Source organism: Mesorhizobium sp. CNPSo 4661 (assembly GCF_057784215.1).
Window position 1 is genome coordinate 38,087 of the sequence record NZ_JBWGIO010000011.1, and the last position, 22,867, is coordinate 60,953.

Consider the following 22,867-nt stretch of genomic DNA (forward strand, 5'->3'; position numbering starts at 1 on the left):
CACTTCCACTGGCATTTCCACTCCGGCCACGATTGGCCGCCCACCTCCGCGAAAACCTCCCGGACAGCCCAAGTGCGGCTAAAGTAAGTCGTGTCCAGCGGAAATTGGCTCGGCGTCGGGCGACGGCCATCGCACTGTTGCGCGAAAGCCAAAAGGGCGGCAGGAAGGTTTTCCGGCACGGGCAATGGCCATTCCGCCGCGTGCCGGCGATCGAAACGAGGGATTTTCGGTGAACAGTTTTTCCGCCCGTGTTGCCGTGGCTGCCGAAGCGATCCGCGGAATCTTCCCGGAAACGCCACTGCAGGAGAACGACTATCTGTCGAAGAAGACTGGCGCCCGCATCCTTTTGAAGCGTGAGGACCTGACGCCCGTGCGCTCCTACAAGATCAGGGGCGCCTTCAACTTCTTCCGCAAGGCGCTCGCCGCCGGCAACAATGCGGAATTGTTCGTGTGCGCCTCGGCCGGCAATCACGCGCAAGGCTTCGCTTTCGTCTGCCGGCATTTCGGCAAAAAGGGCGTTGTCTTCATGCCGGTGACGACGCCGCAGCAGAAGATCGACAAGACGCGGCTGTTCGGCGGCGACTTCGTCGAGATCAGGCTAGTCGGCGACTTCTTCGACGATTGCTACCGCGCCGCCTTCGAATTCACCGAGGCCGCCGGCGCGCATATGGTGCCGCCTTTCGATCATAAGGACATCATCGAGGGCCAGGCGACGGTCGCCTACGAGATCGCGTCCCAGATGCCGGGCGCCCGCGCGCCCGACATCGTCATGCTGCCCGTGGGCGGCGGTGGCCTGGCTGCCGGGGTGACGCATTATTTCGCCGACCAGCATCGCGACCCGCGCTTCGTGTTCTGCGAGCCGGCGGGCGCGCCGAGCCTCGCCGAGAGCCTTGCCGGCGGCAAGCGGGTCAAGCTCGCAAAGGTCGACAATTTCGTCGACGGCGCTGCAGTGGCCGAAATCGGCCGCGAGCCGTTGCGCCATCTCAAGGAGTTTACCGCCGATGCCGTCAGGCTCGTCCCTGAGAACCGGCTTTGCGCGACGATGATCGAGATGCTCAATGTCGAGGGCGTGGTGCTGGAGCCGGCCGGCGCATTGGCGATCGACGCGCTCAAGGATTTTTCGCGCAAGGAGATCAGGGGCAAGACGATCGTTGCGGTCGTCTCCGGCGGCAATTTCGACTTCGAAAGGCTGCCGGACGTCAAGGAGAGGGCGCTGCGTTTCGAGGGCTTGAAGAAGTATTTCATTATCCGCTTCCCGCAGCGGCCGGGCGCGCTGCGCGATTTCCTCGAAATGCTCGGGCCCGACGACGACATCGCGCGCTTCGAGTATCTGAAGAAGTCGGCGCGCAATTTCGGTTCGGTGCTGATCGGCATCGAGACCAAGGACCGGCGCAATTTCGACCTGCTGAAAGCTAATTTCGACGCCGAGGGCGTGCAGTATCAGGACATCACCGATAACGAGACGCTGGCGGGATTCATCATATGAGCGCGAATGAAGGCACCGTGCTCGTGGCGCTGTTTTCCGGCATCAATGTCGGCGGCAACCGCATCGTCAAGATGGCGGAGCTGAAGTCGTTCTTCGAAGACCTCGGCTTCACCGGTGTCGCAACCTATGTGCAGAGCGGCAATGTCGTGTTTCGCGCGAAGAAAGGCGATGCGGCGTCGCTGACCAGCGCGCTGGAAGCGGCCTTCGAGGAGAAATGGGGCTTCAATTCGCGCATCATGGTGCGCGACGCCGGCTGGTTCGAGCGGCTGGTGAAGGACAACCCCTATCCAGAGATCACCGGCGAGCCGACCAAGCTGCACGCCTACGTGCTGGAGCGCGAGCCGACCGCCGAGGAGGCCAAGCGGCTGGCGGAGAAATGCACCGGCCCCGAGCGCTTCGAGATCAAGGGCGACGTGCTTTACCTCAATGCGCCAGATGGTCTCGGCAAATCCGTGTTCGCCAATCTCATTGGTCGAACGCTGAAGGTGCCGGGCACGGCGCGCAACTGGCGCAGCGTGCTGGCGTTGCTAGAGATGGCGGGCAAGGCGGGCGGCTGATCGTCAGCCGCTCAGGCGGCCTTCTGCCAGTCGAAGGTGAGTTCCTCGCGGAAGGCGAAGCGCTTGATGTGATCGGCGACCACGCTCTCCAGCCGTTCCAGCGAGGCTGCATCGTCGGCATTGAGCGCGATATGGAGCGCCTTGTCGTCGGCGTCCATCACGGTGCGGCCGATCGAGAGCTGGATGGCGCCGTGCTGCGGGTCGAATTCGACCGGGAATTTATGCGACCAGTGCTTGCAGAGCTGCTGCAGATAGCGGCTGGCATGTTCGGTGGCGACATCGGCGCGGCTGATCGGCATGGAATACTCCCGGCGGGTTGAAGAAAAACGCCGGCCTGGGGAGACCGGCGCCATTGGCAGATAGATAGGCAGCGCTTGGCGGAATGCCACTCGCCAAATCGGTACGGGATCAGCGATTACCAAGCGCCCGTATTCGGCATCGAGGCCCATGGTTCGGCCTTTGCCTTGGCGGGGCCCTTCTGCAGAAGTTCGATCGAGATGCCGTCCGGCGAGCGGATGAAGGCCATGTTGCCGTCGCGCGGCGGACGATTGATGGTCACGCCATTGTCCATCAGCTTCTGGCAGGTGGCGTAGATGTCGTCGACCTCATAGGCGAGATGGCCGAAATTGCGGCCGCCCTTATAATCTTCCGGATCCCAATTGTAGGTCAGCTCGACCAGTGGCGCCTTTTCATCGATGCCGCTCTGCTCGTCTTCCGATGCGGCGAGGAAGATCAGCGTGTAGCGGCCCTGCTCGTTCTCGTAGCGGCGCACCTCCTTCAGGCCGAGCTTGTTGCAGTAGAAATCGAGCGACTCGTCGATATCGGCGACGCGGACCATTGTGTGCAGATAGCGCATGGCGGCTTCCTCAAAGTGTTGGGGTTGCGGGCACCATAGGGGCCACCCGGTGAAAGGGCAATCGTCCGACAAAAGAGGCGGCACGATCGATTTCAGGCCTCGCGATTTCGGCTTCCGGAAGTGCCGGCAAACAACATTTCAGCCTTTCCAGTGCTGAACGGTGAAAAAAGGCACGTCAGCCCTTGCACACCCCGGAAGCCGCAGTGTTAATCTCTTGGCAAGAATCAGTTGCAGTTCAGTTGGAAAAAGGGGGCATTCTTATGGGGGAAAAGGCCTCTTTCACGAGGCGGGACGGAAGCCTTGACGACGCCTTGCAGCGGGACAATGGCGGCGACGCCGCCGAGCTTGTCGAAATCGCCGGCGCTATCAAATGGTTCGACGTGGCCAAGGGCTACGGCTTCATTCTTCCGGATGACGGCGTCTCGGGTGACATCCTCCTCCATGTGACATGTCTTCGAAGGGACGGTTTCCAGACGGCGCTCGAAGGCGCGCGGGTCGTCTGCCTGGTGAAACAGGGCGAGCGCGGCTTACAGGCTTTCCGTGTCCTTTCCATGGATGCCTCGACGGCGGTCCACCCGGCGGAGCAGGAACAGCGCACCCACGTTATCGTCAACCCGGAGAGCGGCCTCGAGCGGGCCTTGGTCAAGTGGTTCAACCGCACCAAGGGTTTCGGCTTCCTGACGCGGGGCGAGGGGACGGAAGATATCTTCGTCCACATGGAGACGCTGCGGCGCTACGGCATAACCGAGCTTCGGCCCGGTCAGGTCGTTCTCGTCCGCTTCGGACGCGGCGACAAAGGCCTTATGGCCGCCGAAATCCACCCCGATATGGGTACTTTGTCGGTCTCGCACTAAGGGGCCTCTCGACGCAGTCGAAAGGTCCTCTGCCGCGGCACGACCGTCTTGTCCGAAAACCGGTTCCACTTCCGCGGATCATGGTTTAGGACGAGCGTCTGGACGAGGTACCCCATGGCTCATCGCAATTGGCTGACTGCGGGCGCGCTCTGCGCCGCGATCGTTTTCGCCGCCTGTTTCATCGCCGCGAAGCCGAGCTCGGCCGATGCGATGCTGCTGCCCATCGACCGGACACCGCTTGTGGTGTCGACCGGTTCGGGCGAGCGTTCCTTCTCCATCGAGATTGCCGATACCTCCGCCGAACGCGAGGCGGGACTGATGTTTCGGCAGACCATGGCCGACGATCACGGCATGTTGTTCGTCTTCGAAAGAACGGACGAGGTGGATTTCTGGATGAAGAACACGCCGATGGCGCTCGACCTCATCTTTGTCGGCCAGGACGGCAGGATCAAGGCTATCAAGCGCGGCGAGCCCGAATCCGAAGCGATCATCTCGCCGGGACAGCCGGTGCGCTTCGTGCTTGAGCTCAAGGCAGGCACGGCAGCCAGGGACGGCATCAAGGAAGGGGACCTCTTGCGCCATCCGGCTATCGCCGCGGGCGCGGGTTCCAACTGAAAAGCCATTTCGATGCAATTCTATTCGCATGACGGTTTCGAGCTTGCCTATCTCGATCGCCAGCCGGCCCCGAGGCATGGCGACCCGGTGCTGATGATCCACGGCTTTGCCTCCAGCCACTATGTCAATTGGGTCTCGCCGGGCTGGTTCAAGACGCTGAACGACGCCGGCTACCGCGCGATCGCCTTCGACCATCGCGGCCATGGCGCGTCGTCGAAGAGCTATGACGAGGCCGATTACACGCCGCAGAAGATGGCTTCCGACGCGGCCGCGCTGCTCGATCATCTCGGCATCGAGCGCGCGCATGTCATGGGTTATTCGATGGGCGCGCGAGTCTCGGCTTTCCTGGCGCTCTCCGATCCGAACAAGGTCGCGACGCTGGTGTTCGGCGGCCTCGGCATCGGTATGGTCGACGGCGTCGGCGATTGGGACCCGATCGCGGCGGCGCTGCTGGCGGAGGACCCCTCGCAGACCACGCATCCCCGCGGCCGCTCGTTCCGCGCCTTCGCCGACCAGACGCGCAGCGACCGGCGCGCGCTCGCCGCCTGCATTGCCAAGTCGCGCGAGTTGCTCAGCGAGGACGACATGGCTCGTATCGCCCAGCCGACGCTGATCGCCGTCGGTACCAAGGATGACATTGGTGGCTCGCCGGACGAGCTTGCGGCCCTGATGCCCAACGCCAGGGCGTTTCACATCGAGGGCCGCGACCACATGCTCGCCGTTGGCGACAAGAGCTTCAAGCAGCGCGTGCTCGAGTTCTACGCCGAAAACCCGCTCTGAGCGCGGGGCGTTCCCGTGGTCGATCTTCTCGTCACCTATATGGAGATGCTGGCGCCGCCGCAGGACGCGCCGCTTGCGTCGCCGTCGCCCGACGCCATCGTGGCGCGCGAGAGGCTCGATCTTTCCAGCTATCTCGATCTCTACCGCGCGGTCGGCGGACCGGTGCAATGGGACCAGCGCCTGCGCATGCTGGAACCAGAACTCGGAACGCTGCTTGCCAGCGCCTCGACGCATATCCATGTGCTGCGCGTCGCCGGCGAGCCCGCCGGTATCTGCGAGTTCAACAATGTCGGCGAAGGGGCCATCGAACTCGCTCATTTCGGATTGGTTCCGGCTTTTCAAGGGAAGCGATTGGGGCCGTTCCTGCTCGACCAAGCGTTGCGCGCGGCATGGTCGCATGGCCCGCAAAGGCTCTGGCTTCACACCGATACCTATGATCATCCGGCGGCCCAGTCGGTTTACGGGCGTGCTGGTTTCAGAGGTTATGCCGAAAGGATCGAGACATTTCCGGATTAGCCGGAAAGGCGCTGCGCGCTTTTCTCCGAATTGCCCTAGGCGCGAGCCCGCCTGCCGGCGAGGGATCTCGCCATGACGCACAGCAGCTCGAACATCATCGTCGCGCCGGCCAGCGCCGTCATGCCGGCAAGATCGAACGGAGGCGCGACCTCGACGACATCGGCTCCGGCGAAATTCAATCCGTCGAGCAATCGAACCATCTCCTGCGCCTCGCGCGTCGTGAAGCCGCCGAGCTCTGGCGTGCCGGTGCCGGGGGCCATGGACGGATCGATGCAATCGATGTCGAACGTCACGTAGGTCGGGCCGTCGCCGACAAGATCGCGCGCTTCCTGCATGACGGAAGCGGCGCCGCGTCTGACGAACTCTTCCATATAGATGATGCGCACGCCCTGCGACGTTGCCCAGTCGTGCTCGCCCGGTTCGTAGATCGAGCCTCTGATGCCGATCTGGACAACCCGCTTGGGGTCGAGCAGCCCTTCCTCGATCGCGCGGCGGAAAGGCGTCCCGTGCGTATAGGGATTGTCGCCGAAATAGCGATCGTTGGTGTCGGAATGCGCGTCGAAGTGAACCATGCCGACAGGCGCCTTGCCGGCCACGGCGCGCAGCACCGGCAGCGTCGTCAGATGATCGCCTCCGGCTGCCAGCGGCAAGGCACCGTCGGCCACGATCGCGGCAATGCCGTCCTCGATGCGCTTCAGCCCGTCGAGCAGGTTGATGGGATTGACCGACAGGTCGCCGACATCGGCGACGTTGGCGATGCTGAACGGCTCGGTTCCCGAGACGTGGTGGACGCGGCGCATCAGGCTCGACTGGTTCCTGATTTCGCGCGGACCATGGCGGGCGCCGGCCCGGTTGGTCGTGCCTCCGTCCCACGGAATCCCGACAAGGGCGATGTCGAGCCCCTTCGCGCTCGGCACGGCCGGCAGCCGCATGAAGGTGGAAAGCCCGGCAAAGCGCGGCACCTGAGCGGCGTCGACGGGTTGAAAGAAGCTGTTTTGCATGGTGTGGCCACTCCGACGCGGTTCACGTTCCCATAGTGATCGCAGGGCCCGGGATTCAGGCATAGAGGCAAAGCCCAGCGGGCTTGTGGGCCTATCAAGGCTGGCCTTGCAGCGCTTCCAGCGATCGGCTCAGGTTTTTTCTGGCCCGCGCCTCGAACCGATCGCGGAATATTTGCGTGTTGAAAATCCTCGGCCGGGCGAGGAAACTCTTCAGGACGGCGGCTCGACCGGCGCGCCACATCGGCTCCTCGAGCCAGCCATATTCCAGCCGGACCGCCTTTTCATAAGCATTGAAGATGGCGGGTCCGGCGCCGAGGATCGCCAGATCCATGTCGAGCAAAAGCGCCGCATCGTTGAGCGCGTTTTCGTCGCGGAACGGGGGCAACTGGTGGGTGGCGGTGGCGTTGATCATCGCCGCTATGCGGGCAAGGCGGTGAGGATTTACGCGCCCGGCGAGCCTTTTTTCGGCCAGTTCGGCGCTTTTTGCCTCATTGTCCTTGGCGCGGCTGTCATAGATGGCGTCGTGGAACCAGATCGCCGCTTCGACGACCTCCGGATCGTCGAGAAGGTGCCGGTATTCGGTTGCCAGCGCAAGCATAGCTTCGATGTGGGCCAAGCCGTGATAGTGGCGATCCGGGGCCTGGTAGAGCGCCGCAAGCTCGCTTTTCAGCGCTTCGTCGATCAAGGGTTCGTTTTCCATCGTCGCTTGAATCCGCGTGAACCATGTCCATTTGACAAAGCACTAAGGAAAATTGAGTTCAACCGTGCTATGATCTGGCCTATATGTGCCGCCGGAGAATGAGCAAGGCCGGAGAGCGTCGATGAACAGCATTACGATTGCCCGCCCCAGCATGGTGCAGCCGGTCGACCCGATCTGGCGGTCGATCCGCGACGAGGCGATGGAGGCGGTGAACCGCGATCCGCTGCTCGCGGCCTTCCTGTATTCGACCATCCTCAACCAGGAGAGCCTGGAAGAAGCGGTGATCCACCGGCTGGCCGAACGCCTGGCGCATCAGGACATCGGTTCCGATCTCATCCGCCAGACCTTCAAGGCGATGCTGGACGACGATGCGGAGTGGAGCACGACGGTTCGCGTCGACATCCAGGCCTATTACGACCGTGATCCGGCCTGCGACCGCTTCATCATGCCGGTGCTCTATTTCAAGGGTTTTCACGCCATCCAGACGCACCGGCTGGCGCATTGGCTGTGGAACCAGGGCCGCAGGGATTTCGCGCTCTACCTGCAGAGCCGTTCGTCCTCGGTGTTCCAGACCGATATCAATCCGGCCGCCCGCATCGGCAAGGGCATCTTCCTCGACCATGCCACGGGCCTGGTCGTCGGCCAGACGGCCGTCATCGAGGACGACGTATCGATCCTGCACGGGGTGACGCTGGGCGGCACCGGCAAGGCCAATGGCGATCGCCATCCGAAGATCCGCCGCGGCGTGCTGATCGGCGCCGGCGCCAAGATCCTCGGCAATATCGAGGTCGGCCATTGCTCGAAGATCGCGGCCGGATCGGTCGTGCTGTCGCCTGTGCCGCACAACAAGACGGTGGCCGGCGTGCCCGCCCGGGTCGTCGGAGAAACCGGCTGCGACCAGCCTTCGCGGCAGATGGACCAGCTCCTGCCGTCGCAGAGCATGGACCACGTGGTCAGCTTCGACATCTGACTTCCGTCGTCGTCGGGAACTGCCGAAATCGGGCCGCCGGTTTTCGGCCGACCTGTCCCATGCAATTGTACCGGCTTGCCTTTACATGGCCATTGTTGGCGTGTCAGAAGCGCGTTCCAACGAACAAGGCCGACATTTCGGAGAAGACTTTTGAAGCCTGACGAGATCAGAAAGCTGGACGCCTATTTCAAGCGCGTTTTCCAGAACCCCAAGCTGCAGGTCAAGGCGCGTCCGCGCAAGGAAGACTCGGCCGAGGTCTATGTCGGCGACGAATTCCTCGGCATCGTCTTCAAGGACGAGGACGACGGCGACTATAATTTCTCGATGGCCATTCTCGACATCGATCTGGCCTAGGCCAGCAACAGCTGCGGCCGGCGCGCGGCAACGCTGCCCGGCCGGCTGCAACCCACAGGCGAGTATCGCCTAATCCTGGCAATGTCGCGGAATATGCACCCGACGCCAGCTTGTCGAGCCTTCCCGCACCACCACCCGGCGCGCCACTGTCCCGTATGATGGCGGGATTTCCCTGATGCGGACTTGTTGCGGCCGCACCAGCACTTCGTGGGCCACTGCTTCATATTCCGCCGGCTGAACGACGCGCCGGACGCGCTCCGGTTGAACCACGACCGTCTCGTCGACGCGCGCATAGCGGGCCTTGCGCCATACCTTGCACAGCACCTTGCGGCCATGGATGACGCGCCATTCCCAGGCGTAGCCGCCATCGTCGACCTTGACCGTGTGATAGACCGTGCGCGTCACCGCCGGGACGGCCTCGTAGGCGACGCGCGGCGGCGCGATCTGGTCCACGCTTTGGTAGGTGCCGTAGATCGGCGCGTCGTAATCGACCACCTGTCCGCCGGGGCTCACCATCACGTCCTCATAGACGGTGTCGTAAAGTGCGGGCCTGTGGGTCGGTTCATAACATTCGAGCGCGCGGCCGCCGGCGGCGGTTTCACAGACGCTGGCAAGCATCGCTACTGCCGCCAGCGATGCGGAGCTTTTGCGGATCATGACATTCCCCCGTTGAAAAAGGACGCCTTCACAACGCAGGACTGTAGCGGAAGCTCCGGGGGCGGACAGCGATTTCAAGGCTTTTCGTTAAGCGTCGCGGTTAAGGAATTGCTACCCTGCGAACGGCGTTGGCCGTCAACCGAGACCGGGGCCTGCCTCACGGGGCTAGCCGCCCGGGTTTCCCGGGCCTGCAGCGCTTTACTCGACTTAACCAGATGGCTAGGAGAGGCGGCCTTGCGCTAGGGTGAGCCGGCATCCTATTTAGGTCGTAACCGATCCAGAACGATTCCGCGCGATTGCTGGTATACCCAGGCGCCGGAATCCATCTCCAACAAGGGTAGTCCATGAAGAACCCCGTTGAAACCTACATGAACCTCGTTCCGATGGTGGTCGAGCAGACCAACCGCGGCGAGCGTGCCTATGACATTTTCTCGCGCCTCCTGAAGGAACGCATCATCTTCATCACCGGTCCGGTCGAGGACGGGATGGCGACACTGGTTTGTGCACAGCTTTTGTTCCTCGAGGCGGAAAACCCCAAGAAGGAAATCAACCTCTATATCAATTCGCCGGGTGGCGTCGTCACCTCAGGCATGGCGATCTACGACACGATGCAGTTCATCAAGCCGGCGGTGTCGACGCTCTGCATCGGCCAGGCCGCGTCGATGGGTTCGCTGCTTCTGACCGCCGGTCACAAGGACATGCGTTTTGCCACGCCGAATGCCCGGATCATGGTCCATCAGCCGTCGGGGGGCTTCCAGGGCCAGGCTTCGGACATCGAACGTCATGCGCAGGACATCATCAAGCTGAAGCGCCGCTTGAACGAGGTCTATGTCAAGCACACCGGCAAGAGCTATGACGAGATTGAGAGGACGCTCGACCGCGACCACTTCATGACCGCGGACGAGGCCAAGGACTTCGGTCTGATCGACAAGGTCATCTCGAGCCGCGAAACCGTCGAGACCGCCACGGCTTCAGCCTGACCATCGACGGCAAATGGCAGCATAACGCTGTTTTGGCGCGTCTTGCGGCATTTCGGCCACATTTGGCTGTTCCCTCAGGCGTTGGGATTGCCTACGTTAAGGCTATGTTGATTTTCGACGGCTTAGCTTTGTGTGGGGTTGCTGCGAATCATTGCCGCGTTTTCTGATTTGTGTTTCGTACGGAATGCGCTGTGTGAGCCGGGACACTGGCGGTGGCGGATTCCCGCGATAGATTGGTGAGACGTCACTCAAAGCCAGGCCATCGGTGGGCGTCGGTGAAAGGACAGGAAAATGAGCAAGGTAGGCAACAATAGCGGTGATTCAAAGAACACGCTCTATTGCTCGTTTTGCGGCAAAAGCCAGCACGAAGTCCGCAAGCTGATCGCCGGGCCGACGGTCTTCATCTGCGACGAGTGCGTCGAACTGTGCATGGACATCATCCGCGAGGAGAACAAGACCTCGATGGTGAAGTCGCGCGAAGGCGTGCCGACACCGCAGGAGATCCTCAAGGTTCTCGACGACTACGTCATCGGCCAGCCTTACGCCAAGCGCGTGCTGTCGGTGGCGGTCCACAACCACTACAAGCGCCTCGCGCATGCCGGCAAGAGCAACGACGTCGAACTGGCCAAGTCGAACATCCTGCTGATCGGCCCCACGGGCTGCGGCAAGACGCTGCTCGCGCAGACGCTGGCTCGCATCATCGACGTGCCGTTCACCATGGCCGACGCCACGACGCTTACCGAGGCCGGTTACGTCGGCGAGGATGTCGAGAACATCATTCTGAAGCTGCTGCAGTCGGCCGACTACAATGTCGAGCGCGCCCAGCGCGGCATCGTCTATATCGACGAAATCGACAAGATCTCGCGCAAGTCGGACAATCCCTCGATCACCCGCGACGTATCGGGTGAGGGCGTGCAGCAGGCGCTGCTCAAGATCATGGAAGGCACCGTCGCTTCCGTGCCGCCGCAGGGCGGGCGCAAGCATCCGCAGCAGGAGTTCCTGCAGGTCGACACCGCCAACATCCTGTTCATCTGCGGCGGCGCCTTCGCCGGGCTGGACAAGATCATCTCGGACCGCGGCCGCAAGACCTCGATCGGGTTCGGCGCGACCGTTGCCTCGCCCGAGGATCGGCGCACCGGCGACCTGTTCCGGCAGGTCGAGCCGGAAGATCTGCTGAAGTTCGGCCTGATCCCGGAATTCGTCGGCCGTCTGCCGGTCCTGGCCACGCTGGAAGACCTCGACGAACCGGCGCTGATCCAGATCCTGACCGAGCCGAAGAACGCGCTGGTCAAGCAGTATCAGCGGCTGTTCGAGATGGAGAATGTCGACCTGACCTTCCACGAAAACGCGCTGTCGGCGATCGCCAAGCGCGCCATCGAGCGCAAGACCGGCGCGCGGGGCCTGCGCTCCATCATGGAAGCGATCCTGCTCGACACCATGTTCGAGCTTCCGGCGCTGGAAGGCGTGCGCGAAGTGGTGATCTCGGAAGAGGTGGTGTCCGGCAACGCCCGGCCGCTCTACATCTATTCCGAGCAGAAGGAAAAGAAGGGCAATGTCAGCGCCTGAAATGGCGTTGACCCCACATTTTTCATGGAACGGCGCCCGCGTGGCGCCGTTTTGCTGTGAAAGGCGGGAAGGCATGCGATGGAACGGGTCGAGCGACCGTGTTAACCCTTGATCTTTGCCCCGGCTGCATCCACCTAACAGCAGAAGGCCGAGGCGCCGAATTCTGTGCTGTAAAACTCCCGTCACAAACGGTGGTAGGCGGAACGACCCTCGGTCGTTAATATGAGATTCGCGGTTGGCTAAAATAAGCGTCCGCGACATGAAAGGTTGGACAATGGCCAAGATATCCAAGGCTTCCGGCGACGGCGTTTTCGCAGTCCTCCCACTGCGCGATATCGTCGTGTTCCCGCATATGATCGTTCCGCTCTTCGTGGGCCGTGAAAAGTCGATCAAGGCGCTGGAAGAGGTGATGGGTCAGGAAAAGCAGATCCTGCTCGCCACCCAGATGAATGCAGCCGACGACGATCCCGAGCCCGATGCGATCTTCGACATCGGCACGCTCGCCAATGTGCTGCAGCTTTTGAAGCTGCCCGACGGCACCGTGAAGGTTCTGGTCGAGGGCGCCTCGCGCGCCAAGATCGTCTCGTTCACCGACCGCGCCGATTTCCATGAAGCCCGCGCCACCGCGCTCGCCGAACCGGAAGAGGAAGAGGTCGAGATCGAGGCGCTTGCCCGCTCGGTCGTCACCGACTTCGAGAATTACGTCAAGCTGAACAAGAAGATCTCGCCCGAAGTGGTGGGTGCGGCCAGCCAGATCGACGACTATTCCAAGCTCGCCGATACGGTCGCCTCGCACCTCGCCATCAAGATCCCCGAGAAGCAGGAGATGCTCGCCACGCTTTCCGTCAAGGAGCGTCTGGAGAAGGCGATGGGCTTCATGGAAGCCGAAATCTCCGTGCTCCAGGTGGAAAAGCGCATCCGCTCGCGCGTCAAGCGCCAGATGGAGAAGACGCAGCGCGAGTACTACCTCAACGAGCAGATGAAGGCGATCCAGAAGGAGCTCGGCGAGGGCGAGGACGGCCGCGACGAGGCCGCCGAGATCGAGGCCCGCATCAAGAAGACCAAGCTCTCCAAGGAGGCCCGCGAGAAGGCGGAGGCCGAGTTGAAGAAGCTGCGCTCGATGTCGCCGATGTCGGCTGAATCGACAGTGGTGCGCAACTATCTCGACTGGCTGCTGTCGATCCCGTGGGGCAAGAACTCCAAGGTCAAGCAGGACCTGAACTATGCGCAGGACGTGCTCGACGCCGACCATTTCGGCCTCGACAAGGTCAAGGAACGCATCGTCGAGTATCTCGCCGTGCAGAGCCGCCAGAAGAAGATCAAGGGGCCGATCCTGTGCCTCGTCGGACCGCCCGGCGTCGGCAAGACCTCGCTCGGCAAGTCGATCGCCAAGGCGACCGGCCGCGAGTTCATCCGCATGGCGCTCGGCGGCGTGCGTGACGAGGCCGAGATCCGCGGTCACCGGCGGACCTATATCGGCTCGATGCCCGGCAAGGTCATCCAGTCGATGAAGAAGGCCAAGAAGTCGAACCCGCTCTTCCTGCTCGACGAGATCGACAAGATGGGCCAGGACTTCCGCGGCGATCCGTCATCGGCCCTGCTCGAGGTGCTCGATCCCGAGCAGAACTCGACGTTCATGGACCATTACCTCGAGGTCGAATACGACCTGTCGAGCGTGATGTTCGTGACGACGGCGAACACGCTGAACATCCCGGCGCCCCTGATGGACCGCATGGAGATCATCCGTATCGCCGGTTACACCGAGGACGAGAAGATCGAGATCGCCAAGCGTCACCTGATGCCCAAGGTGATCCGTGACCATGCCCTGCAGCCGAACGAATTCTCGGTCGGCGAGGACGCGATCCGCGGCATCATCCAGACCTACACGCGGGAAGCCGGCGTGCGCAGCCTGGAGCGCGAGCTGATGAAGCTCGGGCGCAAGGCGGTGACCGAGATCCTGCGGACGAAGAAGAAGACGGTGAAGATCACGGCGGACAACCTCGCCGATTATCTCGGCGTGCCGCGCTTCCGCTTCGGCCAGGTCGAAGCCGACGATCAGGTCGGCGTGGTCACGGGTCTTGCCTGGACGGAAGTCGGCGGCGAGCTGCTGACGATCGAAGGCGTCATGATGCCCGGCAAGGGCCGCATGACGGTGACCGGCAATCTGCGTGACGTGATGAAGGAATCGATCTCGGCGGCGGCTTCTTACGTCCGCTCTCGGGCTATCGATTTCGGCATCGAGCCGCCGCTGTTCGACAAGCGCGACATCCACGTCCACTTGCCGGAAGGCGCCACGCCGAAGGACGGCCCGTCCGCAGGTGCCGCGATGGCCACTGCCATCGTGTCGGTGCTGACGGGTATCCCGGTGCGGGCCGATGTGGCGATGACCGGCGAGATCACGCTGCGTGGCCGCATCCTGCCGATCGGCGGCCTGAAGGAGAAGCTGCTCGCGGCATTGCGCGGCGGCATCAAGAAGGTCCTGATCCCGGAAGAGAACGTCAAGGATCTGGCGGAGATTCCGGACAATGTGAAGAACGGCATGGAGATCATTCCGGTCTCGCGGGTTGGCGAGGTGCTGAGGCACGCGTTGGTCAGGATGCCGGAGCCGATCGAGTGGGTCGAGCCGGTCAATGCGCCGGCTCCGGTCGACAGCGGCGACGATGCCGGAAAGTCGCTTGCTCATTAGCGTTTGCTAACGTTGCAGCGCACAAAGAGAGAGCCGGGCCTTGAGCCCGGCTTTTTCATGTGAAAAGCCACCAAAAAAAGCAAAAAAGCCCGGAATTCCGCGGTTTTCGGCTTGGGTTCCTGAACGCTTCTTTCTAAAGTCCGTTTCCTGCCGGATGAGTCGTAGTTCCGGTTTTCTCATGGAAGGGAATTTTTATGAACAAGAACGAACTGGTGTCCGCCGTCGCCGACTCCGCAAGCATTTCGAAGGCTGATGCGCAGTCCGCCGTCGATGCGGTGTTCTCCGTGATCACTGGCGAACTGAAGAAGGGCGGCGATGTCCGGCTTGTCGGCTTCGGAAATTTCACCGTGTCAAAACGCGCTGCTTCGACCGGCCGCAATCCGCAGACCGGCGCGGAAGTGAAGATCCCGGCGCGCACCGTGCCGAAGTTCTCGGCCGGCAAGGGCCTCAAGGACGCGGTCAACTAAGACCTTTTTCTTTAAGAGCAGAAAAGCCGGGCTTGCCCGGCTTTTCTTTTTTTTGCGGCGATTGGACCCGCATTCTTCCTGGAGTTGCTCAGGCCGTCGGCGCGTCGGCGCGCATCAGGCCTTCCTGTTTCAGATCCGCCCACAGCGCCGCCGGTATCCTGGTGTCGAGCAGCGCCCGGTTGCTTTCGACCTCGGCCGGCCGCTGGCCGCCGGGTATCACCGACATCACCGAGGGATGCTGCAGCGGGAATTGCAGCGCCGCCTCGATCAGCCGCACATTGTGGCGTTTGCAGACGGCTTCGATACGCGCCACGCGATCCAGGATCTCCTTGGGCGCTTCGCTGTAATTGTAGAAGGCGCCGGGCTTCGGTCCGGTCGCAAGCACGCCGGAATTGTAGGGGCCGCCCAGCACGATGCCGATGCCGCGCTTCTGGCAAAGCGGCAGGAAGGATTGCAGCGCCTCCTGCTCCAGCAGCGTGTAGCGGCCGGCAAGCAGGAACAGGTCGAAGTCGCCGCGCTCGGCAAGCGTCTGGGCGACCTGCCACTCGTTGATGCCGCCGCCAAAGGCCTTGATCACGCCCTGGTCGCGCAGCGCCAGCAGGCCGTAATAGCCGGACGACATGAATTCCTCGATGCGGGCATCCGAGGCCTCCTTGCTGCCATGGGTGAAGATGTCGACGTCATGGACGAAAAGGATGTCGATGCGGTCGACGCCCAGGCGCTCCAGCGAGGCCTCGAAAGAGCGCATGACGCCGTCATAGCTGTAGTCGTAGACTTCCCGGCGCGACGGCGTCTCGAAGAACTTGCCGATGCCGGTGCGCTTGTCCGGCGGGGCGACGCGCATGATGCGGCCGACCTTGCTCGACAACACATAGTCGTCGCGCTTCTTGCCGCGCAGGAAGGGATTGAGGCGCGTTTCCGACAGGCCGAGGCCGTAGAGCGGGGCCGTATCATAATAGCGGCATCCGGTCGCCCAGGCCGCCTGCAAGGTAGCATTGGCGTCCTCGTCGGAAATGGCGCGGTAGAGATTGCCGAGCGGCGCGGTGCCGAAGCCGAGCTCGGTGAAGGTGATGCCGCCATTGCCGATGCGGTCGAAATGCCGTGTCTTCATGTCTGACGATGTCCCGGAGTGATTTGTCTGACATGACACTATCACGCTCGTGGCCCAGCAAAAGTGCCGAGGCTCGTTGGACAGCGATTTTCGCGGTGGTAGCATGAACAGAAACAAGCTTTTCGCGGCAGCATACCGCAAATCCACAAAGCGTCGCGACACCTCTCAGGCAGGGTGAGAGCCATCATGACCAAAGCCGGATCAGGCATGTTCGCGACCGCGCTGGACGAGCTTGGCGCGGTGCTGGCGCGTACGGATGAAGCCCGGATCGACGCCGCCTGCGAAATGCTTGCCGACGCCGCCCGGATCGCCGTCTATGGCTGCGGTCGCGAGGCGCTGCAGGTGAAAGGCTTCGCCATGCGGCTCTACCATCTCGGCCTGCCGGTCTCGGTCGTCGGTGACATGACCACGCCGCCGATGGGGAAAGGCGATGTGTTCCTCGTGAGTTCAGGGCCAGGCGAGACCACCACGGTGCTGACCTTGATGCGGGTTGCCCGCGCGGCCGGCGCGAAGGTGCTGCTCTTGACGGCGGAACCGGAAAGCAGCGCGGAGAAACTCGCCGACTTCACGCTGCTCATCCCGGCGCAGACGATGGCCAGCGACCAGGGCGCCGCCCGGACTTCGGTTCTGCCGATGGGCTCGTTGTTCGAGGGCGCGCTGTTCGTCTTGTTCGAGATCATGGTGCTGAAGCTCAAGGCGCTGACAAAAGCCACGCCGGAAGCGATGCGCGCCAGGCACACCAATATGGAGTAGGGGATGCGCTACGAGTTGATGCTGCCGCACCAGATCCGCAAGGCGATCGAGGAGAACTGGCCGGTCGTGCTGCCGCTCGGCGTGCTCGAATACCATGGCGAGCACATGGCGGTCGGCATGGACACGCTGGCCGTCATCAAGACGGTGGAGCTGATCGAAAAGGAGAGGGACATCGTCATCCTGCCGCCCTTCTACTACGGCGCGGCAAGCTATGCGGTGGCGGCGCCCGAAGGCAGCGGCTCGGTACAGGTCGGCGGTCCGGTGCTTTCGCCATTCGCCGATGAATTGTTCTACGGCCTGCTGCGCATCGGCTTCCGCAACATCCACGCCATCATCCACCACCAGACCGAGAATTTCGTGGCCGGCATGCCGACCGATCTCGCCTTCAAGACCGCTGGCCGCCAGGCGATCTTCCGCTTCCTGGAGAAGGAACGTGGCGAGGGTTGGTGGGGCTCCAACACAATGGCCGATTACTATGCCGGCCATGCGCAGGGCGAGAATGTCTTCAACTGGGTGCAGGTGCATCCTCTGATGCCGGCCGCGATGAACGGCAAATATCCGTTCGACCATGCCGGCATCGGCGAAACCTCGCTGATGCTGGCGCTATGCCCGGAGGCGGTGGACGAGAAGCGTTTCGCCGACAACACCGGCTGGTATACGAAAAGCGCGTCGGAGGCCTCGGCGGGTCTCGGCAAGATCGGCGTTGCCATGATCCTCGACCATCTGCGGTCGATATTGGTGAGCTAGGCGCGGTTCTTCCTTCTCCCACAAGGAGAGAAGGAGAGGCCCGGCTACTTCACCGAGCCGGCCGTCATGCCCATGATCAGATAGCGCTCGAGCGCGATGCCGATGACGGCCAGCGGCGCGATCGCGGCCGTGGCAAGCGCTGCCATCGACCACCAGTTGATGCCTTGCGAGCCGGTCTGGCTCGCCACCATGACGGGGATGGTCTTGGCATCGGTCGACGTCAGAAGGGCGGCGAAGAAATACTCGTTCCAGCACAGCACCATCGCCAGGATGAAAGCGGCGACCATGCCGGGCAGCGCGATCGGCATGACTATGCGGAAGAAGGCGCCCCAGATCGACAGCCCGTCGACCAAAGCTGCTTCCTCCAATTCGACCGGAATAGAGTTGAACTGGTCGCGCATGATCCAAATCACGATCGGCAGCACCATCAGCGTGTAGAGGAGTACGAGGCCGATCCGCGTGTCGAGGAGGGCCACTTCGCGGTAGAGCACCAGGAAAGGCAGCGCCAGCACGACCGGCGGCAGGATGAGCTGCGACAGGAAGAAGAAGGAGATGTCCTCGTTCTTGAACCAGGCGAACTTGTAGCGGTAGCGGACAAGGCCATAGGCGGCGAGGCTGCCGATGATGATGGCGAGACCCGATGCCCCGACAGAGGTGATGACTGAATTCATGAAGCGTTTGAGGAATTCGTCGCGCACGGTCGATGTCTGGGTGATCGAATCCGGCGACAGGCCGAGCGAGCGCCAGCCCTTCCAGTCGGGCGTAAAGTCGACGAAAGGAATGAGATGGCCTTGCGTGACGTCGACGGCTGATTTGAAAGAGGTGGTGATCGTCCAGTAGATCGGGAACAGGCAGACGAAAGCCCAGAAGACAAGCGCGCCGTAGATGAAGACGCGGCTGGCGATAAAGGCCGCCGGCGAGCGGATTTCGGAAACGGTGTAGTCGGTGGTCTGGACGCTCATGATGGCCGCTCAGTTGACGTTGCGCACGAAGCGACTGGCGAATTTCAACAGCCAGGTCACGAAAACGACGATGATGATGAGATAGGCCATGGCGAGCATGGTGCCGTAGCCGACATTCGAGCGGTCGCGATATTCGCGATAGATGAAGCTCGACACGGAATCGGTGGCGCCGCCGGGGCCGCCGGAGGTCAGAGTGATGATGATGTCGGCAAGCTTCAGCTTGAAGATGATGCGCAGGATAACGGCCGTCACCGACACCGGCAGCATCAGCGGAAAGGTGACTTGCCAGAATGTCTGCCACGCGGTCGCGCCGTCGACGCGGGCGGCTTCCAGCACCTCGCGCGACATCGCCTGCAGGCCGGCAAGCAGCATGATCATCATGAAGGGGATGAAGGTCCAGGCGTCGAGCATCATGATCGAGATGCGGGCGGTGATCGGATCGGAGAAGAAGGCGGGGTTGTCCCAGCCGAGATGACGCGCCAGCGTCGCCGCCGGTCCGAACCGGTACTCCATCAACGACTTGCCGACCATCCAGGACACGGCGACCGGCGACAGCATCAGCGGCAGCAGGAAGACGACACGGAAGAATTTGCGGGCCCGGATCTGCGCGTTGAGCAGCAGCGCCAGGCCAAAGGCGATGACATACTCGACCAGCACCGCAAGCACGTAGAGCACCATGTTCAACAACGCGTTGCGGTAATAGGGATCGGCCAGCATCTGCCAGAAATTGTCGAGGCCGTTGAACCTGCGCCCGGTAAACGAGCTGAGGTTCCAGTCGGTCAGCGCGATGTAGAAGCCGAACAGCGTCGGGAAGATCACCATGGCGATGGTGAAGAGCAGCGCGGGCAAAAGGAACAGCGCGCGCTGGCCGTCCTCGCCACGCGTCAGCACCTGCCAGGCGCCGAGCGCCGCGCCCCACAAGATGTAAGCGTAGATCACCGGGCGCCAGGTGTCGAAACCGACCGTGGACATTTCGGTCTTGTAGAGAACCTGCACGACGATGATCGCCAGCAGGCCAAGGGTCGCGAGGGCCAGCAGACCCCAGCCGAGGCGCTTGCGGCCTGCCGGGATCAGGTCGGCCGGATTTGCCGCCCACGCATTCGCGGTCGAAGTCTGCTCAGCCACGCCTCTCGCCTCTTTGACTGACGACCGGCCGCAGCCGGTCAAAGATGCGGCCCGGCGACTGGTGCCGCCGGGCCGCGACTTCCGTGAGACAGATTACATGCCGAGCGAAGCTTTGTAGAGCTTCACCTGCTTGTCACGTCCGATCTGGTCGGTCAGCTTCTCCCATGCGGCGGCGATGGCGTCGGCGCCTTCCTGCGCCTTCATCTTGCCGGCAAAAGTGTTGGCGAGGATGTCCTCGGCGGCGGAGTAGTACTGGAAGATGCCGGGGATGCGCGGCTCGATCGCAGCGTTCGGATGATTGTAGGAATCACCTTCCGACTTGAGATAGGAGGTGATGAAGGCCTCGTCATAGCCGGCCGCCACCCATTCGGGAATGTTGAAATGGGAGTTGCGGTAGGGCTGGAAGCCCGACGGATACATTGCTGTCCAGATCGACAGGTCCTTGCCGCCGAGATGGGCCGCGGCGGACCATGCGGCCTTCTTCTTCTTTTCGTCCTTGTCGACGCGGGCCATGACATAGACGCCCCAGCCAAGATAGGCGCAATTCGGCGAATAGTTCGGGCCGCTGGCGAGCTTTTCCCACTTGCCGGTCTTGGAATTGTAGACGTCGTCGGAGCCCGGCAGGATCGAGAAGCCGGTGACGTCGCCGATGACCGATGAGTCGTTGGTCTTCACGTTCGAGCCGACGTCGCCCCACCACGGGATCATCGAGCCGGTGCCGGCCAGGAACTGCTGGAAGGCAGTCGTGTTCGGATCGGCGTTGATCTGGTCGGCAGGCTCTGAGGGCAGGGCGTCGATCACGTCCTGGATGGCGCGCACCCAGGCTGGATTGTTGACGCGCGGCTTCATCGTGTCGGCGTCGAACAGCCAGGCCTTGTCATCGGGATGCTTGGCATAGGCGGTGGCGCGGCTGCCGAGGAAGTAGAAGCCGAAACCGCCCCAGGGCTTGGGCGCATCGAGATAGCCATAGACGTCTTGGCCCTTGAATTTCTTGCCCTTCAGGAACTTGGTAACGGCCTGCACTTCCTGCCAGGTCTTCGGCACGCCCCATTCGGTCGTGGCGCCGCTTTCCTTCCAGGCCTTGGCGAGGTCGGCATCGGCGAACACGTCGGTGCGGTAGTTGAAGTTGTGCGTGTCACCGTCGATGGTCACGCGATACTGCTTGCCGTCCCAGGTGCCGACCGGCGGCTTCAGGTAGTTGACGAGATCGTCGAAATCAATCTGTTTCTTGACCCAGTCGGGCATCTCCGAGGTGAGGCCCTTGCCGCAGACGTCACCTTCGAAGGGCGCGCCCATTTCGATGATGTCGAAGTCGACGGTGCCGGTGGCGATCGACTGCTGCAGGCGGGCGTTGTAGTCGGCCTGGGCGAGGTCGATCCAGCTGATCTTGGCGCCGGTATAGGCTTCCCATGGCTTCAGGAAGCCGCGGAACAGCACGTTGTGCAGGTTCTGGTTGTTGAGGCCCATGAACGTGAGCTCGACACCGGCGAACTCGCCTTCCTTGACATTGGCCTTGGTCGCTTCGAGGCAGAGCTCGCCGACCTTCTGGAAATCCGCATCGGTCGGCTGGCCCTTGCCGACGCCCGGGATCTGCAGGATCTTCGCACGCAGGCTGTCATCGGCGGCGGCCGGCCTCGTCAGCGCGCCGAGCCCGGCGCCGGACGCGGCGGCGATCGCGGCCATCGAGGCGGCACCTTTCAGCAGATCGCGGCGGCTGGCGCCGGCGCGCATCAGTTTTTCATACAGGTCGACTCTCATCTACAGGTTCCTCCCAGAACAACAGCCATTGAATTGAAGTGCCAATCTCTCGGACGTCGAAACGTCTGACGGTTCTCCTCGATCATACGGGGACGTGGGACCCCACCCTGCGTCGCCGGAGATCCGATCTCAGGGTAACAGATCTGCTCTCGGATTGGCACTCGCCACTATTCGCGTAATCGATTACCTTGTCAACAAGATTGGGTTTTTATCTATAAGATACCGACTTGCCGTCGCCGTTGGCAATGGCTAGCTTCACCGCAAACGATAAAGGGGAGACGATGGCTCAAGTCGCGATCAGCAGTGTGGCCAAGGCATTTGGAACCGTCAAGGTCCTGCATGAGGTCAGCGTCGACATTGCCGACGGCCAGTTCGTCGTGCTGGTCGGTCCGTCGGGGTGCGGCAAGTCCACGCTCTTGAGAATGGTGGCCGGGCTGGAGACCGTTTCCGGCGGCACGATCTCGATCGGCGATCGCGTCGTCAACAACCTGCCGCCGGCCAAGCGCGACATCGCCATGGTGTTCCAGAACTACGCGCTCTATCCGCACAAGACGGTGGAGCAGAACATGGCCTTCGCGCTGAAGCTGCGCGGCACCGACCCGGCCGTCGTCGCCGAGCGGGTCAAGCGCGCCGCCGACATCCTTGATCTCGCGCCCTATCTCAAGCGCTACCCACGCCAGCTTTCCGGCGGCCAGCGCCAACGCGTCGCCATGGGTCGCGCCATCGTGCGCAATCCGCAGGTGTTCCTGTTCGACGAGCCGCTTTCCAACCTCGACGCCAAGCTGCGCGTGCAGATGCGCACCGAGATCAAGGAACTGCACCAGCGGCTGAAGACGACCACCATCTACGTCACCCACGATCAGATCGAGGCAATGACCATGGCCGATAAGATCGTCGTGATGCGCGACGGCCGCATCGAGCAGGTCGGCGCGCCGCTGGAACTGTTCGACCGGCCGGCGAACCTTTTCGTCGCCGGCTTCATCGGCTCGCCTTCGATGAACCTGCTTAAGGGCACCGTGAAGAAGGCTGAGAAGGCGGTCGTCGAGATCGCCGGCACGGCGTTCCCGATGCCGTCGGGAGTTGCTGCCGAGGATGGCCAGGCCGTCGTCTACGGCGTGCGGCCGGAGCATCTGGAGATCCATCCGGACGGCGTCGAGTCCAAGATCTCGGTGGTCGAGCCGACAGGCTCCGAGACCCTGGCCTTCGTGCGCTTCGGCGAGGGCGAGATGGTGGCGCTGTTTCGCGAGCGCCACGACTTCAAACCGGGCGACACGCTGAAGCTCAAGCCGCGCCTCGACCAGGTCCACCTGTTCGACGCCGGCACCGGCAAGCGTCTCTGACCGCATCAACCCTTCAAGAGGAAACC

25 protein-coding genes are annotated in these 22,867 nt (G+C 62.5%); 15 read left to right on the forward strand and 10 right to left on the reverse strand.

The genetic code is table 11. From position 1 onward, the window contains the following. The first annotated feature begins 229 nt into the window (after nucleotides 1-229). Complete coding sequence (ilvA, locus tag AC0YKC_RS17535; RefSeq protein WP_488511950.1) at nucleotides 230-1,486, forward strand: threonine ammonia-lyase IlvA; 1,257 nt, start codon at nucleotides 230-232, stop codon at nucleotides 1,484-1,486. Then, nucleotides 1,483-2,043 carry a DUF1697 domain-containing protein gene (locus AC0YKC_RS17540; protein ID WP_488511951.1) on the forward strand — a complete coding sequence of 187 codons (561 nt, stop codon included), beginning with the start codon at nucleotides 1,483-1,485 and terminating at the stop codon, nucleotides 2,041-2,043. Before ilvA ends, AC0YKC_RS17540 begins: the two co-directional genes overlap by 4 nt. Before the next feature lie 11 nt (nucleotides 2,044-2,054). On the opposite strand, the gene AC0YKC_RS17545 is transcribed toward AC0YKC_RS17540, so the two are convergent. Both AC0YKC_RS17545 and gloA read right to left on the reverse strand, forming a co-directional pair. Further along, nucleotides 2,055-2,342, reverse strand: coding sequence for a DUF2218 domain-containing protein (locus AC0YKC_RS17545; protein WP_320295919.1), 288 nt, complete (start codon nucleotides 2,340-2,342; stop codon nucleotides 2,055-2,057). A gap of 116 nt (nucleotides 2,343-2,458) precedes the next feature. Further along, nucleotides 2,459-2,899, reverse strand: a complete 441-nt coding sequence (gene gloA, locus AC0YKC_RS17550) for a lactoylglutathione lyase (protein ID WP_320295918.1) — start codon at nucleotides 2,897-2,899, stop codon at nucleotides 2,459-2,461. Between the two features lie 260 nt (nucleotides 2,900-3,159). On the opposite strand from gloA, the gene AC0YKC_RS17555 reads away from it, so the two are divergent. From AC0YKC_RS17555 to AC0YKC_RS17570, 4 genes are all read left to right on the forward strand, one after another. Next, nucleotides 3,160-3,753, forward strand: coding sequence for a cold-shock protein (locus AC0YKC_RS17555; protein WP_320295965.1), 594 nt, complete (start codon nucleotides 3,160-3,162; stop codon nucleotides 3,751-3,753). Between the two features lie 114 nt (nucleotides 3,754-3,867). Further along, complete coding sequence (locus AC0YKC_RS17560; RefSeq protein ID WP_488511952.1) at nucleotides 3,868-4,368, forward strand: DUF192 domain-containing protein; 501 nt, start codon at nucleotides 3,868-3,870, stop codon at nucleotides 4,366-4,368. A gap of 12 nt (nucleotides 4,369-4,380) precedes the next feature. Further along, nucleotides 4,381-5,148 carry an alpha/beta fold hydrolase gene (locus AC0YKC_RS17565; protein WP_488511953.1) on the forward strand — a complete coding sequence of 256 codons (768 nt, stop codon included), beginning with the start codon at nucleotides 4,381-4,383 and terminating at the stop codon, nucleotides 5,146-5,148. 15 nt (nucleotides 5,149-5,163) lie between these two features. Next, nucleotides 5,164-5,664 (forward strand): GNAT family N-acetyltransferase, encoded by a 501-nt coding sequence (locus AC0YKC_RS17570; protein ID WP_488511954.1) that lies wholly within the window; start codon nucleotides 5,164-5,166, stop codon nucleotides 5,662-5,664. A gap of 35 nt (nucleotides 5,665-5,699) precedes the next feature. Here the strand turns inward: AC0YKC_RS17570 and speB are convergent, their stop codons facing one another. Next, nucleotides 5,700-6,665: an agmatinase gene (gene speB / locus AC0YKC_RS17575; protein WP_488511955.1), complete on the reverse strand. Its 966-nt coding sequence runs from the start codon at nucleotides 6,663-6,665 to the stop codon at nucleotides 5,700-5,702. A 94-nt stretch (nucleotides 6,666-6,759) separates the two neighbouring features. Next, on the reverse strand, nucleotides 6,760-7,365 hold the full coding sequence (locus tag AC0YKC_RS17580) for an HD domain-containing protein (protein WP_488511956.1): 606 nt from the start codon (nucleotides 7,363-7,365) through the stop codon (nucleotides 6,760-6,762). Nucleotides 7,366-7,486: 121 nt separating this feature from the next. Between AC0YKC_RS17580 and cysE the strand changes: the two genes are divergently transcribed. Then, the gene (gene cysE, locus AC0YKC_RS17585; protein WP_434722940.1) at nucleotides 7,487-8,335 is read left to right on the forward strand and encodes a serine O-acetyltransferase; all 849 of its coding nucleotides are present in this window, start codon (nucleotides 7,487-7,489) and stop codon (nucleotides 8,333-8,335) included. Between the two features lie 150 nt (nucleotides 8,336-8,485). Next, on the forward strand, nucleotides 8,486-8,689 hold the full coding sequence (locus tag AC0YKC_RS17590; protein ID WP_027166457.1) for a DUF3126 family protein: 204 nt from the start codon (nucleotides 8,486-8,488) through the stop codon (nucleotides 8,687-8,689). Nucleotides 8,690-8,758: 69 nt separating this feature from the next. Here AC0YKC_RS17590 and AC0YKC_RS17595 read toward each other — a convergent pair whose 3' ends face one another. Next, nucleotides 8,759-9,346 carry a hypothetical protein gene (locus AC0YKC_RS17595; protein WP_488511957.1) on the reverse strand — a complete coding sequence of 196 codons (588 nt, stop codon included), beginning with the start codon at nucleotides 9,344-9,346 and terminating at the stop codon, nucleotides 8,759-8,761. Nucleotides 9,347-9,690: 344 nt separating this feature from the next. Here AC0YKC_RS17595 and clpP point away from each other — a divergent pair, with 344 nt between their 5' ends. From clpP to lon, 3 genes are all read left to right on the forward strand, one after another. Beyond that, nucleotides 9,691-10,326 carry an ATP-dependent Clp endopeptidase proteolytic subunit ClpP gene (clpP, locus tag AC0YKC_RS17600; protein WP_434722938.1) on the forward strand — a complete coding sequence of 212 codons (636 nt, stop codon included), beginning with the start codon at nucleotides 9,691-9,693 and terminating at the stop codon, nucleotides 10,324-10,326. Nucleotides 10,327-10,617: 291 nt separating this feature from the next. Continuing rightward, the gene (clpX, locus tag AC0YKC_RS17605; protein ID WP_320295909.1) at nucleotides 10,618-11,892 is read left to right on the forward strand and encodes an ATP-dependent Clp protease ATP-binding subunit ClpX; all 1,275 of its coding nucleotides are present in this window, start codon (nucleotides 10,618-10,620) and stop codon (nucleotides 11,890-11,892) included. 274 nt (nucleotides 11,893-12,166) lie between these two features. Beyond that, entirely contained in the window at nucleotides 12,167-14,578 is a 2,412-nt protein-coding gene (gene lon / locus AC0YKC_RS17610; protein ID WP_320295908.1) for an endopeptidase La, read from the forward strand. A 6-nt stretch (nucleotides 14,579-14,584) separates the two neighbouring features. Here the strand turns inward: lon and AC0YKC_RS17615 are convergent, their stop codons facing one another. After that, nucleotides 14,585-14,758 carry a hypothetical protein gene (locus AC0YKC_RS17615; protein ID WP_488511958.1) on the reverse strand — a complete coding sequence of 58 codons (174 nt, stop codon included), beginning with the start codon at nucleotides 14,756-14,758 and terminating at the stop codon, nucleotides 14,585-14,587. Nucleotides 14,759-14,772: 14 nt separating this feature from the next. Between AC0YKC_RS17615 and hupB the strand changes: the two genes are divergently transcribed. Continuing rightward, on the forward strand, nucleotides 14,773-15,045 hold the full coding sequence (gene hupB, locus AC0YKC_RS17620; protein WP_027166452.1) for a DNA-binding protein HupB: 273 nt from the start codon (nucleotides 14,773-14,775) through the stop codon (nucleotides 15,043-15,045). Between the two features lie 88 nt (nucleotides 15,046-15,133). Here hupB and AC0YKC_RS17625 read toward each other — a convergent pair whose 3' ends face one another. Beyond that, entirely contained in the window at nucleotides 15,134-16,156 is a 1,023-nt protein-coding gene (locus AC0YKC_RS17625) for an aldo/keto reductase (protein ID WP_488511959.1), read from the reverse strand. Nucleotides 16,157-16,342: 186 nt separating this feature from the next. On the opposite strand from AC0YKC_RS17625, the gene hxlB reads away from it, so the two are divergent. Both hxlB and AC0YKC_RS17635 read left to right on the forward strand, forming a co-directional pair. Then, nucleotides 16,343-16,909 carry a 6-phospho-3-hexuloisomerase gene (gene hxlB, locus AC0YKC_RS17630; protein ID WP_320295906.1) on the forward strand — a complete coding sequence of 189 codons (567 nt, stop codon included), beginning with the start codon at nucleotides 16,343-16,345 and terminating at the stop codon, nucleotides 16,907-16,909. Between the two features lie 3 nt (nucleotides 16,910-16,912). Then, nucleotides 16,913-17,656 carry a creatininase family protein gene (locus AC0YKC_RS17635; RefSeq protein WP_488511960.1) on the forward strand — a complete coding sequence of 248 codons (744 nt, stop codon included), beginning with the start codon at nucleotides 16,913-16,915 and terminating at the stop codon, nucleotides 17,654-17,656. Between the two features lie 44 nt (nucleotides 17,657-17,700). Here the strand turns inward: AC0YKC_RS17635 and AC0YKC_RS17640 are convergent, their stop codons facing one another. From AC0YKC_RS17640 to AC0YKC_RS17650, 3 genes are all read right to left on the reverse strand, one after another. Further along, nucleotides 17,701-18,618 (reverse strand): carbohydrate ABC transporter permease, encoded by a 918-nt coding sequence (locus AC0YKC_RS17640; RefSeq protein ID WP_488511961.1) that lies wholly within the window; start codon nucleotides 18,616-18,618, stop codon nucleotides 17,701-17,703. A 9-nt stretch (nucleotides 18,619-18,627) separates the two neighbouring features. After that, complete coding sequence (locus AC0YKC_RS17645) at nucleotides 18,628-19,743, reverse strand: carbohydrate ABC transporter permease (RefSeq protein WP_488511962.1); 1,116 nt, start codon at nucleotides 19,741-19,743, stop codon at nucleotides 18,628-18,630. A gap of 93 nt (nucleotides 19,744-19,836) precedes the next feature. Beyond that, nucleotides 19,837-21,501: an ABC transporter substrate-binding protein gene (locus AC0YKC_RS17650; protein WP_320295902.1), complete on the reverse strand. Its 1,665-nt coding sequence runs from the start codon at nucleotides 21,499-21,501 to the stop codon at nucleotides 19,837-19,839. 281 nt (nucleotides 21,502-21,782) lie between these two features. On the opposite strand from AC0YKC_RS17650, the gene AC0YKC_RS17655 reads away from it, so the two are divergent. Beyond that, nucleotides 21,783-22,841, forward strand: a complete 1,059-nt coding sequence (locus AC0YKC_RS17655) for an ABC transporter ATP-binding protein (RefSeq protein ID WP_488511963.1) — start codon at nucleotides 21,783-21,785, stop codon at nucleotides 22,839-22,841. Nucleotides 22,842-22,867 lie beyond the last annotated feature (26 nt).

Bases quoted from the DNA above. Each gene is read 5' to 3' on its own strand.
- AC0YKC_RS17580 (WP_488511956.1), bottom strand. From the start codon at position 7,365: ATGGAAAACGAACCCTTGATCGACGAAGCGCTGAAAAGCGAGCTTGCG.
- AC0YKC_RS17565 (WP_488511953.1), top strand. From the start codon at position 4,381: ATGCAATTCTATTCGCATGACGGTTTCGAGCTTGCCTATCTCGATCGC.
- AC0YKC_RS17615 (WP_488511958.1), bottom strand. From the start codon at position 14,758: ATGAGAAAACCGGAACTACGACTCATCCGGCAGGAAACGGACTTTAGA.
- hxlB (WP_320295906.1), top strand. From the start codon at position 16,343: ATGACCAAAGCCGGATCAGGCATGTTCGCGACCGCGCTGGACGAGCTT.
- gloA (WP_320295918.1), bottom strand. From the start codon at position 2,899: ATGCGCTATCTGCACACAATGGTCCGCGTCGCCGATATCGACGAGTCG.
- AC0YKC_RS17595 (WP_488511957.1), bottom strand. From the start codon at position 9,346: ATGATCCGCAAAAGCTCCGCATCGCTGGCGGCAGTAGCGATGCTTGCC.
- AC0YKC_RS17555 (WP_320295965.1), top strand. From the start codon at position 3,160: ATGGGGGAAAAGGCCTCTTTCACGAGGCGGGACGGAAGCCTTGACGAC.
- AC0YKC_RS17540 (WP_488511951.1), top strand. From the start codon at position 1,483: ATGAGCGCGAATGAAGGCACCGTGCTCGTGGCGCTGTTTTCCGGCATC.
- AC0YKC_RS17655 (WP_488511963.1), top strand. From the start codon at position 21,783: ATGGCTCAAGTCGCGATCAGCAGTGTGGCCAAGGCATTTGGAACCGTC.
- AC0YKC_RS17545 (WP_320295919.1), bottom strand. From the start codon at position 2,342: ATGCCGATCAGCCGCGCCGATGTCGCCACCGAACATGCCAGCCGCTAT.
- clpX (WP_320295909.1), top strand. From the start codon at position 10,618: ATGAGCAAGGTAGGCAACAATAGCGGTGATTCAAAGAACACGCTCTAT.
- AC0YKC_RS17650 (WP_320295902.1), bottom strand. From the start codon at position 21,501: ATGAGAGTCGACCTGTATGAAAAACTGATGCGCGCCGGCGCCAGCCGC.
- lon (WP_320295908.1), top strand. From the start codon at position 12,167: ATGGCCAAGATATCCAAGGCTTCCGGCGACGGCGTTTTCGCAGTCCTC.
- AC0YKC_RS17640 (WP_488511961.1), bottom strand. From the start codon at position 18,618: ATGAGCGTCCAGACCACCGACTACACCGTTTCCGAAATCCGCTCGCCG.
- speB (WP_488511955.1), bottom strand. From the start codon at position 6,665: ATGCAAAACAGCTTCTTTCAACCCGTCGACGCCGCTCAGGTGCCGCGC.
- AC0YKC_RS17625 (WP_488511959.1), bottom strand. From the start codon at position 16,156: ATGAAGACACGGCATTTCGACCGCATCGGCAATGGCGGCATCACCTTC.
- clpP (WP_434722938.1), top strand. From the start codon at position 9,691: ATGAAGAACCCCGTTGAAACCTACATGAACCTCGTTCCGATGGTGGTC.
- hupB (WP_027166452.1), top strand. From the start codon at position 14,773: ATGAACAAGAACGAACTGGTGTCCGCCGTCGCCGACTCCGCAAGCATT.
- AC0YKC_RS17635 (WP_488511960.1), top strand. From the start codon at position 16,913: ATGCGCTACGAGTTGATGCTGCCGCACCAGATCCGCAAGGCGATCGAG.
- cysE (WP_434722940.1), top strand. From the start codon at position 7,487: ATGAACAGCATTACGATTGCCCGCCCCAGCATGGTGCAGCCGGTCGAC.
- AC0YKC_RS17560 (WP_488511952.1), top strand. From the start codon at position 3,868: ATGGCTCATCGCAATTGGCTGACTGCGGGCGCGCTCTGCGCCGCGATC.